This window comes from Neorhizobium sp. P12A (assembly GCF_008365395.1).
Classification (GTDB): Bacteria; Pseudomonadota; Alphaproteobacteria; order Rhizobiales; family Rhizobiaceae; genus Rhizobium.
In genome coordinates this window covers 90,076-105,691 of the sequence record NZ_QOVX01000010.1, presented here as the reverse complement: position 1 = coordinate 105,691, position 15,616 = coordinate 90,076, and the positions used below count along the sequence as shown (strand labels likewise).

At 59.7% G+C, this 15,616-nt stretch carries 14 protein-coding genes; 2 read left to right on the top strand and 12 right to left on the bottom strand.

Going from position 1 to position 15,616, the window contains the following annotated elements:
* Positions 1 to 21 precede the first annotated feature (21 nt).
* The 9 genes from DTW90_RS24090 to DTW90_RS24050 form a co-directional block, all read right to left on the bottom strand.
* Complete coding sequence (locus tag DTW90_RS24090) at positions 22 to 663, bottom strand: SGNH/GDSL hydrolase family protein (protein WP_132523846.1); 642 nt, start codon at positions 661 to 663, stop codon at positions 22 to 24.
* Between the two features lie 18 nt (positions 664 to 681).
* Complete coding sequence (locus DTW90_RS24085) at positions 682 to 2,034, bottom strand: pyruvate dehydrogenase complex dihydrolipoamide acetyltransferase (RefSeq protein WP_149341448.1); 1,353 nt, start codon at positions 2,032 to 2,034, stop codon at positions 682 to 684.
* A gap of 13 nt (positions 2,035 to 2,047) precedes the next feature.
* Entirely contained in the window at positions 2,048 to 2,341 is a 294-nt protein-coding gene (locus tag DTW90_RS24080; RefSeq protein ID WP_149341446.1) for a DUF5076 domain-containing protein, read from the bottom strand.
* A gap of 7 nt (positions 2,342 to 2,348) precedes the next feature.
* Positions 2,349 to 3,746: a pyruvate dehydrogenase complex E1 component subunit beta gene (locus tag DTW90_RS24075; RefSeq protein ID WP_149341445.1), complete on the bottom strand. Its 1,398-nt coding sequence runs from the start codon at positions 3,744 to 3,746 to the stop codon at positions 2,349 to 2,351.
* Positions 3,747 to 3,761: 15 nt separating this feature from the next.
* Positions 3,762 to 4,808 (bottom strand): pyruvate dehydrogenase (acetyl-transferring) E1 component subunit alpha, encoded by a 1,047-nt coding sequence (gene pdhA, locus DTW90_RS24070; RefSeq protein ID WP_132523850.1) that lies wholly within the window; start codon positions 4,806 to 4,808, stop codon positions 3,762 to 3,764.
* A gap of 150 nt (positions 4,809 to 4,958) precedes the next feature.
* Positions 4,959 to 5,276, bottom strand: coding sequence for a septum formation initiator family protein (locus DTW90_RS24065; RefSeq protein WP_149341444.1), 318 nt, complete (start codon positions 5,274 to 5,276; stop codon positions 4,959 to 4,961).
* Between the two features lie 134 nt (positions 5,277 to 5,410).
* Positions 5,411 to 6,685 carry a phosphopyruvate hydratase gene (gene eno, locus DTW90_RS24060; RefSeq protein WP_149341442.1) on the bottom strand — a complete coding sequence of 425 codons (1,275 nt, stop codon included), beginning with the start codon at positions 6,683 to 6,685 and terminating at the stop codon, positions 5,411 to 5,413.
* A 149-nt stretch (positions 6,686 to 6,834) separates the two neighbouring features.
* Positions 6,835 to 7,680: a 3-deoxy-8-phosphooctulonate synthase gene (gene kdsA / locus DTW90_RS24055; protein ID WP_149341441.1), complete on the bottom strand. Its 846-nt coding sequence runs from the start codon at positions 7,678 to 7,680 to the stop codon at positions 6,835 to 6,837.
* Positions 7,677 to 8,564 (bottom strand): VOC family protein, encoded by an 888-nt coding sequence (locus DTW90_RS24050; protein ID WP_149341439.1) that lies wholly within the window; start codon positions 8,562 to 8,564, stop codon positions 7,677 to 7,679. The genes kdsA and DTW90_RS24050 overlap by 4 nt, the downstream gene beginning before the upstream one ends.
* A 220-nt stretch (positions 8,565 to 8,784) precedes the next feature.
* Here DTW90_RS24050 and lexA point away from each other — a divergent pair, with 220 nt between their 5' ends.
* The gene (lexA, locus tag DTW90_RS24045; RefSeq protein WP_149341438.1) at positions 8,785 to 9,504 is read left to right on the top strand and encodes a transcriptional repressor LexA; all 720 of its coding nucleotides are present in this window, start codon (positions 8,785 to 8,787) and stop codon (positions 9,502 to 9,504) included.
* Here the strand turns inward: lexA and DTW90_RS24040 are convergent.
* Positions 9,485 to 11,788, bottom strand: coding sequence for a ComEC/Rec2 family competence protein (locus DTW90_RS24040; RefSeq protein WP_246665020.1), 2,304 nt, complete (start codon positions 11,786 to 11,788; stop codon positions 9,485 to 9,487). The two genes, lexA and DTW90_RS24040, sit on opposite strands and share 20 nt — an antisense overlap.
* 449 nt (positions 11,789 to 12,237) lie before the next feature.
* Here DTW90_RS24040 and gltA point away from each other — a divergent pair, with 449 nt between their 5' ends.
* Entirely contained in the window at positions 12,238 to 13,527 is a 1,290-nt protein-coding gene (gene gltA / locus DTW90_RS24035) for a citrate synthase (RefSeq protein ID WP_132523857.1), read from the top strand.
* A gap of 29 nt (positions 13,528 to 13,556) precedes the next feature.
* Here the strand turns inward: gltA and lpxB are convergent, their stop codons facing one another.
* Both lpxB and DTW90_RS24025 read right to left on the bottom strand, forming a co-directional pair.
* A complete protein-coding gene (lpxB, locus tag DTW90_RS24030; protein WP_149341435.1) occupies positions 13,557 to 14,738 on the bottom strand; it encodes a lipid-A-disaccharide synthase in 1,182 nt (393 codons plus the stop codon).
* Entirely contained in the window at positions 14,735 to 15,616 is an 882-nt protein-coding gene (locus DTW90_RS24025) for an LpxI family protein (protein ID WP_149341433.1), read from the bottom strand. The genes lpxB and DTW90_RS24025 overlap by 4 nt, the downstream gene beginning before the upstream one ends.

Genomic DNA, 15,616 nt, shown 5'->3' with positions numbered 1-15,616 from the left:
GCCAGGCCGGCCTTTATTCGTTCAAATTCCGAGCATCATGCGCACGATCGGCTCAAGGCCGCGTCCGAGCGCCCGGGTGTTTTCCGCATCGAGATGAATGCCATCGAGCGGCGTCGTGGCGGCAACCGAAGCACCGTCGAAGAAACCGCAGCCGAGCTCGTCGGCGAGATCGCGATAGAGCGTCGCGAGCATCGCGGATTCCTCGATCGCCCCGACAAAGGAGGCCGCAAAAGCCACATTTGCGGTCTCGCGGATCGTCGGCGGCGCAACGATCAGAATGTCGGGCACATCATAGTCGAAGGGCCATGCATGTCCGCGGATCAGCCGCACAAGCCGCGCAACGCCCTGGCATGCCGCAAACGCCGAACCCGCGACAACGGGCTTCATGTCATTGGTGCCGAGGAGAATGATCACCAGATCCAGCGGCGCGTGCGTCTGCAATATCGTCGGCAGCACGCGCGCGCCGTTGCGATCGCAATCGGCAAGGTGGTCGTCGAAGGCGGTGGTTCGGCCGTTGAGCCCTTCCGGGATGATCTGAGCCTGGTCACCGAGCGCCTTTTGCAGCACGCTCGGCCAGCGATCTTCATAGGCATGACGACCGATCGTATCGGCGTCATAGCCCCAGGTCAGCGAATCTCCGTAGCAAAGAACGGTCTTTACCATTTCCGCCTCCGCTCAAGCTCAGACGAGCATCCCCATCGGATTTTCGATATAGCCCTTGAAGGCCTGCAGAAGCTGGGCACCGAGAGCACCGTCGACGCAGCGATGGTCGGTCGAGAGCGTCACGCTCATGACCGTCGCGATCTTCATCTCGCCGTTCTTGACGACGACGCGCTGTTCGCCGGCACCGACGGCCAGGATCGTGGCGTGCGGCGGGTTGATGACGGCGGCGAAATCCTTGACGCCCATCATGCCCATGTTCGACACCGAGGTCGTGCCGCCCTGATATTCCTCGGGCTTCAGCTTGCGTTCCTTGGCGCGCTTGCCGAGATCCTTCATCTCGTTGGAGATGACCGACAGGGTCTTCTCTTCCGCCTTGCGGATGATCGGCGTGATCAGGCCGCCCGGGATCGAGACAGCAACACCTACATCGGCATGCTTGTGCTTGACCATGTTGTTTTCGGTCCAGGAGACATTGGCGTCGGGCACATCGCGCAGCGCAAGCGCCATGGCCTTGATGACCATGTCGTTGACCGAGAGCTTGTAGGCCGGGGCGCTGTCCTTGCGCGGAGCCGCATCGTTCAGCTGCGCACGAAGCGCCATCAGCGCATCGAGCTCGCAATCGACGGTGACGTAGAAATGCGGCACGGTCTGCTTGGATTCGACGAGACGGCGAGCGATCGTCTTGCGCATGCCGTCATGCGGCACGAGCTCGTAGGAACCCGGCTCGAAGAGCTTGAGCACGGCTTCCTCGGAAGCACCCTTGGGGGCGGCTGCCGGAGCAGCGGCTTGGGCCGACGGTGCAGCAGCCGGAGCGGCCTTTGCGCCACCGCCGGCAACGGCAGCTTCGATATCGCTCTTGACGACGCGGCCATGCGGGCCGGAGCCTGCAACGGCGGAGAGATCGATGCCGGATTCCTTTGCGAGGCGGCGAGCGAGCGGCGAGGAGAAAACGCGATTGCCGCCAGCCGATACGGCAGCAGCAAGCGCTGCGGTCGGAGCCGGAGCAGCAGCTGACGCCGCCGGTGCAGCAGGAGCCGGTGTGGCTTCAGCCTTCGGCGCGGGAACGGCTTCCACCTTAGGGGCAGGCGCCGCAGAGCCGGCCGCACTTGCGGCAGCTGCAACGTCCTCGCCCTCGCCGGCGAGAACGGCGATCAGCGCATTGACTTTGACACCTTCGGTGCCGGCAGGAACGACGAGCTTGGCAACAGTGCCTTCGTCGACAGCTTCGACTTCCATCGTCGCCTTGTCGGTCTCAATCTCGGCGATCACATCGCCAGACTTGACGGTGTCGCCTTCCTTGACCAGCCATTTGGCGAGGTTACCCTCCTCCATGGTCGGAGACAGGGCAGGCATCGTGATATTGATCGGCATTAATACGCCTCCCTCAATTGTTCGCAGAAAGCGACCTGTGTTCAAGCTGATGGAACTCGGCCAAACGGCCACGGTACCCCTGCTCGATCGCCTTCAATGTCTCTATCTCTGAAACCGCTCCATCCAGCGATTTCATGCGCGCAATGTGAACAGCAATATCCGCGATCACCATTCCCCAAGCCTCGAGATCGTCACCGAAAAGATCATCGAGGGTGACCACCGAGTCGCCCTCCCCGATCCAGACGCGAACGATCTCGTCCGCGTCTTCCATCTCAAGCACCTCATTGGGAACGTTGAGTGTTTTCACGGCAGACCTACTTGTAGCAAACGGCTTTCACCGCATCGACCACTTCGCCGACATTCGGCAGCGCCAGCTTTTCGAGGTTTGCGGCGTAGGGCATCGGAACGTCCTTGCCGGCGATAGTCAGGATCGGCGCATCGAGATAGTCGAACGCCTGCTGCATCACGCGGGTTGCGATTTCCGTACCAACCGAGTTCTGCGGATAGCCTTCCTCGACGGTGACCAGACGGCCGGTCTTCTTGACCGACTCGATGACGGTCGGGAGATCCATCGGGCGCAGCGCGCGCAGATCGATCAGTTCGGCGTCGATGCCGATCTTCTCGAGCTCGGCAACAGCCTTCGTGGCATAGGTCATGCCGATGCCGAAGGAGACGATCGTGACGTCCTTGCCCTTACGATGGATGCGCGCCTTGCCGATCGGCAGAACGAAATTGTCAAGCTTCGGCACGTCGAAGTGCTGGCCGTAGAGAATTTCGTTTTCCAGGAAGACGACCGGGTTCGGATCGCGGATCGCAGCCTTGAGCAGGCCCTTGGCGTCGGCTGCCGTATAGGGCATGACCACCTTGAGGCCGGGGATGGCGCTGTACCAGGCGGCATAGTCCTGGCTGTGCTGTGCGCCGACGCGCGCCGCCGCACCGTTCGGGCCGCGGAATACGATCGGAGCGCCCATCTGGCCGCCGGACATGTAAAGCGTCTTTGCAGCAGAGTTGATGATCTGGTCTATCGCCTGCATGGCAAAGTTGAAGGTCATGAACTCGACGATCGGCTTCAGGCCGGACATCGCAGCGCCGACGCCGACGCCGGCAAAGCCATGTTCGGTGATCGGGGTATCGATGACGCGACGTGCGCCGAATTCCTGCAGAAGACCCTGGGTGACCTTGTAGGCGCCCTGGTATTCGGCAACTTCTTCGCCCATGACGAAGACGTTTTCATCGGCGCGCATTTCTTCGGCCATGGCGTCACGAAGTGCTTCGCGAACCGTCATCGACACCATTTCCGTGCCAGCCGGAATGTCTGGATCGTTTGCCACCTGAGCCTTGGGCTCGGCGGGAACGGGTGCGGATGCCGGGCTTGCCGCAGCCGGCTTTTCTTCCTGCACGGCCTGCGGAGCAGCGGCAGGAGCCGGTGTTGCTGCAGGAGCGGAGGCGGAAATGTCGGAGGCGGATTCACCGTCCTGCAGCAGAATTGCGATCTTGGCATTCACCTTGACGCCTTCGGTTCCGGCCGGAACCAGAAGCTTGCCGATGATGCCTTCATCAACGGCTTCGACTTCCATCGTCGCCTTGTCGGTTTCGATTTCAGCAAGCACATCGCCTGAGGTGACCTTGTCACCTTCCTGCTTGAGCCATTTGGAAAGCGTGCCTTCTTCCATCGTCGGAGAGAGGGCGGGCATGAGAATATCGATAGGCATTGGTTCCCTCCCCGATTAGAGCAGAATGTCGGTGTAGAGCTCGGATACATCCGGCTCCGGATCGGCCTGGGCGAAATCGGCGCTGTCGGCGACGATGTCGCGAACGTCCTTGTCTATCGCCTTCAGATCCTCTTCGGAAGCCCAGCCCTTTTCGACGAGGCGTGCCTTCACCTGCTCGATCGGGTCATGCTCGGAGCGGACCTTCTGCACTTCGTCCTTGGAGCGATACTTCGCCGGGTCGGACATGGAGTGACCGCGATAACGGTAGGTCAGCATTTCGAGAATGATCGGACCCTTGCCGGACCGGCAATATTCAAGCGCTTCGTCGGCAGCCGCCTTGACGGCGCGAACGTCCATGCCGTCGACCTGGATGCCGGGAATGCCGAAGCCGGAGCCGCGCAGCGAGTAGTTCGACTGTGCAGTGGCGCGCGCCGTCGACGTGCCCATGGCGTAGCGGTTGTTCTCGACGATATAGACGATCGGGAGCTTCCAGAGAGCGGCCATGTTGAAGCTCTCGTAGACCTGGCCCTGGTTGGCGGCGCCGTCGCCGAAATAGGCGATCGAGACGCTGTCGTCACCGCGATACTTGTTGGCAAATGCCAAACCCGTGCCGAGGGAGACCTGGGCTCCGACGATGCCGTGGCCGCCGTAGAAATTCTTCTCTTTCGAGAACATATGCATCGAACCGCCCTTGCCGCGCGAATAACCGCTGCGGCGACCGGTGAGCTCGGCCATGACGCCACGGGCGCTCATGCCGGTTGCCAGCATATGGCCGTGATCACGATAGGCGGTGATGACCTGGTCGCCGTCCTTCTGGGCCATCTGCATGCCGACAACGACAGCTTCCTGACCGATATAGAGGTGACAGAAACCGCCGATGAAGCCCATGCCGTAAAGCTGGCCCGCCTTCTCTTCGAAGCGGCGGATGAGCAGCATCTCGCGATATGCCTTGAGCTCCTCATCACGATCGAAATCGGCGATCGGGCCGCCGTTCGATATCTTGCCAGACGATTTTGCAGTGGTCTTGCGGCTGGAAACGGACGCAGTTTTGCGCGGCGCCATTCAACCCTCCCTGTGTGATTAGCATCGTTCGAAGTGACGCGTACCATAGGCAAGATTGCTCGCCACAGCAATGCTATAATTGCATGGCTCGTATTCTGTATAAACGACTGAAAACTATGCAGAAATTCCGATTAACCGAAATTCGGTTAATTAGTTCTGGCTGTTGAAGATCACAATCTCGTCGGCGCGGGAATAGTTCAGCTGATAACGCGCCTTTTCGTCGAGCATGTCCTTGTCCAGAGAGCCATCACTGAGAAGTGCGACCTCCTTTTCCAGGTGCTCGCGCTTGGCGACAAGATCAGCCAATTCCTTTTCGCGAACAAGGCGTTGCTGCTCGAATTTCTCCGTGGCACGCAGACCGTAATCGCCATGAATGCAATGATAGCCGAAATAGGAAAGAAATGCGACAGTCATGGCAGGAAGGACGAAACGGCCAAGTCGTCTTTTCTTATGATATTTTGTCCACATACTCGCTTGCTCAACACGCAACACCTGAGATGGAACTTTAGCCCGGAGAGATTGACCGTCCGTTAACTATGCTGAGCCGGCAATAAAAAACCGCGCCCGAAGGCGCGGTTCAAGATCAGGAAATCGCTGGATTATCAGCCGCGAAGAATGGAGCGGCCGGCATACTGCGCCTGCGGGCCGAGTGCTTCCTCGATGCGGATCAGCTGGTTGTACTTGGCGGTACGATCCGAGCGCGACAGCGAGCCGGTCTTGATCTGGCCGCAGTTGGTGGCAACTGCGAGATCGGCGATCGTCGAATCTTCCGTTTCGCCCGAGCGGTGCGACATGACGGCGGTGTAGGCTGCCTTGTGCGCGGTTTCGACGGCGTCGAGGGTTTCGGTCAGCGAACCGATCTGGTTGACCTTGACGAGGATCGAGTTGGCAACGCCCATCTTGATGCCGTCGCGCAGACGGGCCGAGTTGGTGACGAAGAGATCGTCGCCGACGAGCTGGGTCTTCTTGCCGATCAGGTCGGTCAGCGTCTTCCAGCCTTCCCAATCGTCTTCAGCCATGCCGTCTTCGATCGAGGCGATCGGGTAGTTGGCGGCGAGCTGGGCAAGATATTCGGCCATGGCGCCGGATTCCAGCGTACGGCCTTCGCCTTCCAGAGCATACTTGCCGTCCTTGAAGAATTCGGTCGAGGCGCAGTCAAGGCCGAGATAGATGTCTTCGCCCGGCTTGTAGCCAGCCTTCTCGATCGACTTCATGATGAAGTCGAGTGCTTCAGGAGCGCTCTTCAGGTTCGGAGCAAAACCGCCTTCATCACCAACGTTGGTGTTGTGGCCGCCGGCGCTCAGTTCCTTCTTCAGAACGTGGAAGACTTCCGAACCCATGCGGACGGCGTCGCGCAGCGTGTCGGCGCCAACCGGCAGGATCATGAATTCCTGGAAGTCGATCGGGTTGTCGGCATGCGCACCGCCGTTGATGATGTTCATCATCGGAACCGGCAGCAGGCAGGCGCGAGCACCGCCGACATAACGGTAGAGCGGCAGGTTGGCGCTCTGGGCCGCAGCCTTGGCAACGGCGAGCGAAACGCCGAGGATGGCGTTGGCGCCGAGGCGCGACTTGTTCGGCGTGCCGTCCAGCTCGATCATGATGTTGTCGATCTGGATCTGGTTTTCAGCGTCCATGCCGCCAATCGCGTCGAAGATTTCCGTATCGACGGCTTCGACTGCCTTCTCGACGCCCTTGCCATGGTAGCGGCTGCCGCCGTCACGGATTTCAACGGCTTCGTGCGCGCCGGTGGAAGCGCCCGACGGAACGGCCGCACGGCCCATGCTGCCGTCTTCGAGATAGACGTCGACTTCGACAGTCGGGTTGCCACGGCTGTCGAGAATCTCGCGGGCGATGATGTCGGTAATTGCGGTCATGGTTTCTTCCTGCTCGCTGGGTGATAAATCGATTGAAATCTCATAATCGAAGGCCGGGAAATTACAATGCCGCTCCGGCCGCCGATTGGAGAAACATATATAGCCGCCTAACCCAAGATCATGTCAGCCTTTTGAAGCGGCCGAAAGAATCAGGATTTGGCGATGGCGTCGAAGGCCAGAAGCTTCTCAAGAAGCCGCGGCATGTCCTTCAGATGCACCATGTTCGGGCCGTCGGACGGCGCATGGTCCGGATCCTCATGGGTTTCGATGAAGACGCCCGCGACGCCGACAGCGACAGCCGCACGCGCCAGCGTTTCCACGAATTCACGCTGGCCGCCAGTCGAACCGCCCTGCCCGCCCGGCTGCTGGACCGAATGCGTTGCGTCGAAAATGACCGGCGCGCCCATGGCCGCCATGATCGGCAGCGAGCGCATGTCGGAAACGAGGGTATTGTAGCCGAAGGAGGCGCCGCGCTCGCACAGAAGCACGTTCGGATTGCCGCTGTCATTCAGCTTGGCAAGCACATTCTTCATGTCCCAGGGCGCAAGGAACTGGCCCTTCTTGACGTTGATCACACGGCCAGTCTTGGCGGCCGCGATCAGGAGATCGGTCTGGCGCGAGAGGAAGGCCGGGATCTGCAGCACGTCGACGACCTTTCCGACAATCGCGCACTGCTCTTCCGTGTGAACGTCAGTCAGGACAGGAAAGCCAAATTCCTTCTTGAGATCGGCGAAGACTTCCAGAGACTTCTCAAGCCCCATGCCACGCTGGCCGGAAAGCGAGGTGCGGTTGGCCTTGTCGAAAGACGATTTGTAGACGAGCCCGATACCAAGCTTGGCACAAAGCTCCTTCAGCACGCCCGCAATCATGAAGGCATGGTCGCGGCTCTCCATCTGACAGGGGCCAGCGATCAGCGACAGCTTGCCGCTGTTTGAAAACGTGACTTTCGATGCGCCTTCGCCGGCGACGACTGCGGAATTGGTCGGATTGCTCATTGTGTCTCCTCGAAGGCAAACAGGGCGCCCTGCCCGGGTGCTGCCCTTACCAAGATACGGTGGTTCTTATGCGTGTAGCTCACGCCGTTACCAGCCAAATGCGCCGCTGTCACGGAAAGATCGCGCGTGCGGAATAGGATTGCCCCCGCACGCAGCCCGGAATCATAGGAGGGAACGGGAAGATCGTAGAACGCTTCCATACCCTGCGGCGTCAGCACCGCGATGCGGGCGTTTGCCGCTTCGATCATCAGGCCGAAGGATTGCTGCGTGATTTTCGGACCGTTTGCGACCTTGTCGAAAAATTCGGCGAAGGCAGCCGGCTCCGGCGTCGATAGCGCCACCTCTATCAACCCGACAGCACCGTTCGCATGCCTCTCGAGAGCATCGCGATCGGTTGGGAACGGATTGATGCGCTCGCAGCAGAAAGAAAAGAAATCAGGGGAGCGCAGATCGGCGGCAAACGCCAACCGGAAGCCGGCGGTCGATTTCGAACCGTCCGGCATCTGCATCGGTCGCGTGAACTCCAGCATTCGGCCGGCAGATATGGCATGGGCGCGCAGCCGTTCATCGTCTGCTGCCGCGTCCGGGGTTCCGAAGACCACGGCAGAAAAACCGTCCTCGCCCTGACGGAACCTGTATGCTTGATCACGAGCGGTAAAGACATTCCCCTCAAGCGTCGCGCTCTCGCATTCCTCTCTGCTCGCAACACCCAGCGGCTCCAGATAAGTCTTGTCCGCGAGGAAGATGCAGGCATTCTCGGTGCCAAAGGGATGCCGGGCATCGGCCGCAACTGTAAAGCCGAGCTTGCCCAGTCTTTCGCGCGCCGACGCGATCTTGAAGGTCGGAAGGACCAGGTGGTCGAGCGGATACGGCAATGGCTTCATCGAATTATCCCCTTACCCTGCCGATGGTTTGCACCTTTCGGTCAAGCAATTCAAGCGGGATGGTAGACCGAACAAGCGTCAAAACGGCGCCCACCCAGCTAAACATTAGAGAAAGTTTGCTCTTTCGCGGAAACTTCACGAAAATTTAGGGACTTGCGGAACACATATGGAACATATAGTGTCTGTTCTGTATTTGTTTCACATATCGGGGTCGATGACGATGTTGACACGCAAGCAGCAGGAACTGCTTCTATTCATTCATGAGCGGATGAAGGAATCCGGCGTTCCACCGTCATTCGACGAGATGAAAGATGCGCTGGATCTCGCCTCCAAATCAGGCATTCACCGGCTGATTACAGCTCTTGAGGAGCGCGGTTTCATTCGCCGCCTCCCGAACCGAGCGCGTGCGCTCGAAGTGATCAAATTGCCCGAAGCATATAACCCTCCTTCGCAGATACGCCGGGGCTTTTCGCCCAGTGTCATCGAGGGGAGCCTTGGAAAACCGCAGCCCGTTGCGGCAGCTCCAACGAAGCCGGCTAATGATGATTCGGGCAACTCGGTTTCCGTGCCTGTCATGGGGCGAATCGCTGCCGGTGTGCCGATTTCCGCTATTCAGAACAATACCCACGACATCGTCGTTCCTGCCGATATGCTGAGCTCCGGCGAGCACTATGCGCTGGAAGTCAAAGGCGATTCGATGATCGAGGCGGGCATTTTCGACGGCGATACGGTCATCATCCGAAACGTGACGACCGCCAATCCCGGAGATATCGTCGTCGCTCTCGTCGATGACGAAGAAGCCACGCTCAAGCGCTTCCGCCGCAAGGGCGCTTCGATTGCGCTCGAAGCAGCAAACCCGGCTTACGAAACCCGCATTTTCGGACCGGATCGCGTCAAGGTGCAGGGCAAACTGGTAGGGCTCATCCGTCGCTATCACTGAGCGATGATATGTCCCGGCTCGTGACAAAGGTGTTGGAGCGCCAATCATAAGCCCGGTGGCGGTTCCAGGCGCGTTGAACGCCTTGAAACGCGGTTATTATTTCGGGTTTTTCGGATGCCAGATCGATCTCGACCGAGCCGGAGCGCCTGAGGGTCGCGCCGGTGAACAACTGTGCACCAGAACGGCAGATGTTGAGACGCAGCCGCACCGGTATCACGACAAGGTCGGCAATATCGCAGGCCGGGCCGAGATAGGCGGCGTTATCGATCGTCAGCAGGATCCTTCCATTGTCCAGGATTGCGGCGCACCAATCCTTGCGGTGGCAGGCAAATCCTCCTTCGGGAACGGTATCCAGAGCGGCTGCCATGGCATCGCGCAGGATTTTCTGCTGATTGAAATCCAGCCTGAGAGGCGGCCCTGTTTTGGCCTTGCGGGTTGGTGTCGTATCGTCCGCAGGCAGCATTTTCGGCGGTTGCTGATCGAAGAGCGCAAGCGCTTGCTGCCACTGTCCGAAAATAAAGTCTGGCGGCCGCTCGCGATTGGGTTCGAGCTTTCCGTTGCGTAGCAGAGCGACGAGTTCGCCGTCCTCGGAGATCAGGACTTCCGTCTTGGGAGTCTCAGGTGTCAGAGCGGCGATTGCGATCGATGCCGCAATCAAGACGGCACCGGCATGGCGCAACTTCGTTCTTAGCATCGTCATCAGCAAAAAGCCGGCAACGATGGTTGGAAAGAGCCAGAGCGGTAGCCGGGCAAATGGAATATTGCCGCCCCACGCGGCAACCGTCTTGGCGATGGCGGTTACGGCGTCGAGCCCCACGCCTGTCACCTGCCAGGGATAATAGTCGAGCCCGAAGGGCATGAGCAGCACGGCGAGCATCCCGACTGGCATGACCACGAAGGACACGACGGGCATGGCGGCGAGATTGGCAACAAGACCATATGTCGCCAGGCGGTGAAAATGCTCGATCGAGAAGATAGCCGTCGACAGGCCGCCGACGAAGGATGTCGATGCAATACCCCCGAAGAAGCGAAACACCACAGCCAGCGGGCTGAATATCCGTAGCCTCAGCAGCCCTCCCTCACGGCTTGGCCGCCGCTGCCAGAGCGAATAGCCAGAGACGAGGGCAAGCGTTGCGGCAAAAGACATCTGGAAGCTCGGGCCAAGTGCCTCGGAGGGCGACAATATCAGAATCGCGATTGCCGAGAGGGCCACGTTCCTTAGACTGAGCGAGGGCCTGTCGAACAGGACGGCGACCAGCATGATCGCCATCATCACGAAGGCGCGCTCTGCCGAGACACCGAAGCCGGAAATCATATAGTAGGCCGTCACCGTCACCAGCGCCCCGAAAGCTGCAATCTTCTTGGTGGGCCATGCTTGTGCGGCGCCGGGAAAGAGACTGAAGAGATAGCGCAGGCCGACATAGAAGATGCCGGCCGACAGCGCCATGTTGAGGCCTGAAATGGCAATGATGTCGGCGAGGCCAGAGACACGCAGGGCCTCCGTCGTCTCATCCGAAATCGCGCGTCTCTCGTCGGTGACGAGCGAAGCCGCAAAGGCGCCGGTATCGCCCGGCAAGATTGTCCTGATGCGATCGCCGATACCGCTGCGGAATTTCGTCAGCCAGATATCTGCCCTGCCGATAAACGATCCATCATCCGTAGCATCACCGGCCGGCGACATCAGTTTCGGCAGACCGTAGAAGTAGCCATTGGCACCAATGCCGTCGAAGAAGGCGCCGAAAGCAAAATCATGTAGGCCGGGCAGAGCCGGGCCTGCCGGTGGCGTCAGGCGCGCCCTGCCCTGAATGATATCGCCGAGTTCGAAAGGCTGCTCCTGCCCGCGGACAAAGGCGGTCACCATTCCCGGCGCCCTGCCAAGCGCGGGCGCCTGGGTCGATTGCAGCTTGAGAACATAGCGCCACCGACCGCGAGCATCGGCTTCGCGTTCTTCAATGCGGCCGGTGACGGTCGTTGTCACTGGCGTATCGAGCATGACGGTTGCGGCGCGCCAGGTCTGCCATTGCGCGAGCAGCATGCCGAACAGAAGGAGAGCAGCGGCAAGAAGCAGATGACGCGCCACTGGCCCGGCTTCACGTCTGAGCAGGAGTGCTGCAACAGAGATTGCAAAGGCCGCCGATATTGCGGCGAGCGGCGGATCCGTATCCAGCTCAAACCAGATGATGGCACCCGCCCCCATGTAGACAGGCGCGAAAAGGACGGCACGACCATATTGCGCCTCCTCCTGCGCCATGCGCTGAACGGCATGTCGTGCCGTTCGCGTCATTAAACGCAGGCGTGCCGGGAAGCCGATCCGGTCCTGGGTTCTTGCCGACTCAGTCGTCCGGACGCCGATATCGGCGATGGAGCTTGGGGAACGCTCTCTGATCGCAAATAAATTTCGATTTTTCGCCCGTCGATCCGGCGCTTCCAATTCCGACATCGAACATACGCCCCAGAGCCCTAACCCCTTGAATTCTGCAACCTTCGATCGAGAAACTCAATTAAAATCGATTAGACTCCCGATAAAATACTGACCGTTTCACCCTTCGTTTGCAGGGGTGTCAGGAGACGGGTCGAAGGCCGGGAAAGCGTTGCCCAAAAGTTGATACTGCAATGCACAAATAGGGGTCAGAGTAACTTGGCATTCACTTCGGGATCATATAGCTAATCGGGGGTCGCTTAACCTTTTGGCGTTTTTTATGGCGCCAACCCGCCAAATCTTGGAGGATCAGCATGACGGAACAAAGCGCGAAACTAACCTTGGGTGAGAAGTCGGTTGACCTGCCGGTCAAAGCCGGAACCATCGGCCCAAGTGTCATTGATATTGGTGCCCTTTATAAGAACACCGCTTCTTTCACTTACGATCCTGGCTTTACCTCGACCGCATCTTGCGAATCCAAGATCACATATATTGACGGCGACGAAGGCGTTCTGCTTCACCGCGGCTATCCGATCGACCAGCTCGCGGAACATGGTGACTTCCTGGAAGTCTGCTATCTGCTGCTTTACGGCGAATTGCCGACGGCAGCTCAGAAAAAGGACTTCGACTATCGCGTCACGCATCACACGATGGTGCATGAACAGATGTCGCGCTTCTTCACCGGTTTCCGTCGCGATGCGCATCCGATGGCCGTCATGTGCGGTTGTGTCGGCGCTCTTTCGGCCTTCTACCACGACTCCACCGACATCACCGATCCGCACCAGCGCATGGTCGCAAGCCTGCGCATGATCGCCAAGATGCCGACGCTTGCCGCCATGGCCTACAAGTACCATATCGGCCAGCCCTTCGTTTACCCGAAGAACGATCTCGACTACGCGTCGAACTTCCTGCGCATGTGCTTTGCCGTTCCTTGCGAGGAATATGTGGTCAATCCGGTGCTTGCACGCGCCATGGACCGCATCTTCATCCTGCATGCCGATCACGAGCAGAACGCTTCGACCTCGACCGTCCGCCTGGCCGGCTCGTCCGGCGCCAATCCGTTCGCCTGCATCGCAGCCGGCATTGCCTGCCTCTGGGGTCCCGCTCATGGCGGCGCCAACGAAGCAGCGCTCAACATGCTGACGGAAATCGGTACGGTTGATCGTATCCCGGAATACATCGCTCGCGCCAAGGACAAGAACGATCCGTTCCGTCTGATGGGCTTCGGTCATCGCGTCTACAAGAACTATGACCCGCGCGCCAAGATCATGCAGAAGACGGCGCACGAAGTTCTCGGAGAACTCGGCATCAAGGACGATCCGCTCCTCGATATCGCGATCGAGCTGGAACATATCGCCCTGACGGACGAGTACTTCATCGAGAAGAAGCTCTACCCGAACGTCGACTTCTATTCCGGCATCACGCTGAAGGCGCTGGGCTTCCCCACGACCATGTTTACCGTTCTGTTCGCTCTCGCCCGCACCGTCGGCTGGATCGCACAGTGGAACGAAATGATCGAAGATCCGCAGCAGCGTATCGGTCGTCCGCGCCAGCTCTACACGGGCGAGCCGAAGCGGGAATACGTTCCGGTTTCCAAGCGCTAAGCCGCTGGACAGACCAACAAAAAACCCGGTCAGAAATGGCCGGGTTTTTTCTTTGCCAGAACATCGAGAACGACGGCCGCCGCCTGTTCGCCCGGCGGCCTCTCGGTCTGCATGCGCTGCCAGACGAGATCGAAACCTTCGAGCATCGCCTTTCGCTGCAGCGTATCGCCGGACAGCCGCTCAAGCCAGCGCGCAAGCATGCCGGGGCGCAGCGTCTCGTTGATCTGCTCGGGGATAACAGCATAATCGGCGATCAGGTTGGGCAAAGCCGCCGTCCAGGTCTTGATGCGTTTGTGGATGATCTTGACGATCCAGTCGGTACTGTAGGTCGATACGACTGGTACGCCGGCAAGACCGAGTTCCAGGAGCACCGTCCCCGAGGCTGCCAGAGCAGCATCCGCCTCAGCGAATGCAGTCCATTTCGCCTCCTGGCCGACACAAATTTCAGGCTTTGTCTGCCAATTCGAGACGAGATCGCGGACCAGTTGCTCCCTCGGGCCGACCGTGGGCAGGACATAGCGTATTGCATTATTTTGCCGGCTCAGTTCCACGACCGCCTGCTGGAAGATCGGCAAGAGCCTGCTGATTTCGGAGGAGCGGGAGCCGGGCAAAAGCATGATCGTCTTTTGCTGATCCTCTCCGGGCAGCGCACGAAGCGCACGTTGGCGACGTGTAGCGATGACGCCGCGGTCCATCACGAGACGGTGACCGACATAGGTCGTCGCAGGGCCGCCAAGCCGTCGCATCACATCGGGCTCAAACGGCAGAACGGCAAGCACGTGGTCCACATAGCCGAGCATTTCCTGCGCGCGATATTCCTTCCACGCCCAGACGCTCGGACAGACGTAGTCGATGATCGGAACGTCCGGCAGTGCCTTGCGCACGGCCCGGGCGACCCGGTGCGTAAAGTCGGGACTGTCAATAATGATCAATATGTCCGGGTTTGCAGCGATGATCGCCGCTGCTGTCTGGCGAATGCGCGCGACAAGGCGCGGAAGGCGCGCAATGACCTGCGTAAAGCCCATGACGGAGAGATCGGAAAAATCGTATAGGGAGCGCAGTCCCTGCGCCTCTAGTGCGTCCCCGCCAACGCCCACGAGTTCGACAACGCCATTGTAGTTCCGCTTCAGCGCGGCGATGAGATCGCCGCCGAGCAAGTCGCCTGAGACCTCTCCGGCGACGACGGCAATTTTCAAGGGTGCGCCGCTCACATGAACCCCTTCGTGCTCAGTCCGCGATCTATGCCACATACAAACAGTCCCGCATTATCTGCGGCCTCGATGACAGCTTTTCGATCCAGGATCAACGCACGACCGGCTTCCACAGCAACGCCGGCAAGCCCCGCTTTCTTCGCATTGAGAATGGTCGATGCGCCGATGGATGGCAGGTCGGCGCGCACATCCTGCTGTGGTTTGCACAGCTTGACCAGAACTCCGCGCCTGCGGTTGGAAATCCTGCCCTCGGCCCGCAAGGTGGCCACGCGCTCGATCATCTGATCGGTACCCTCGACACCCTCGAGCGCAACGATGCGCCCGCCAATACTGATAGCGCCCTGCCCGACATCAAGACGCCCCAGAGCGTCGGCGGCCTCCATGGCGCGGGCAATATCATGAAGATCGTCTTCGCCCGGTGACCGGGCTCCGATCGATCCCGTCGTCGCCAGCAGATCGGGGGCGATCTCATGCGCGCCAATGACCCGCCGTCCCTTGCTTTCGAGAAGGCCGATGACCGTCTTCAGTACCTTGTCGTCACCGCTGGACAGGAGCGCGCGGACGACGCCCGGCATTTTGGCCAGCGTGCGCCATGTCGGCCTGATTTCCCGCCACTCCGGACGGCGGGCAACGCTCCCCGACATCACGATGCGCCCAACACCATATTTATCCAGGATAGCCTCTAATCCCGCAAAATTGCCGATGCCGAGAAGAGCGTGATCGTAGTCGCTCCAATCTCGGTCGGCTTCATTTCGCAATGCGATAATAACGGGATCTTCGCCGGCACTGCGGGCAGCTGCGGCCACGTAGGACGGCAGGAATCCGCTGCCGGCGATGATCGCCAATCTGCCCTTATCCCTTTGGGCGCCTTCTGCCAC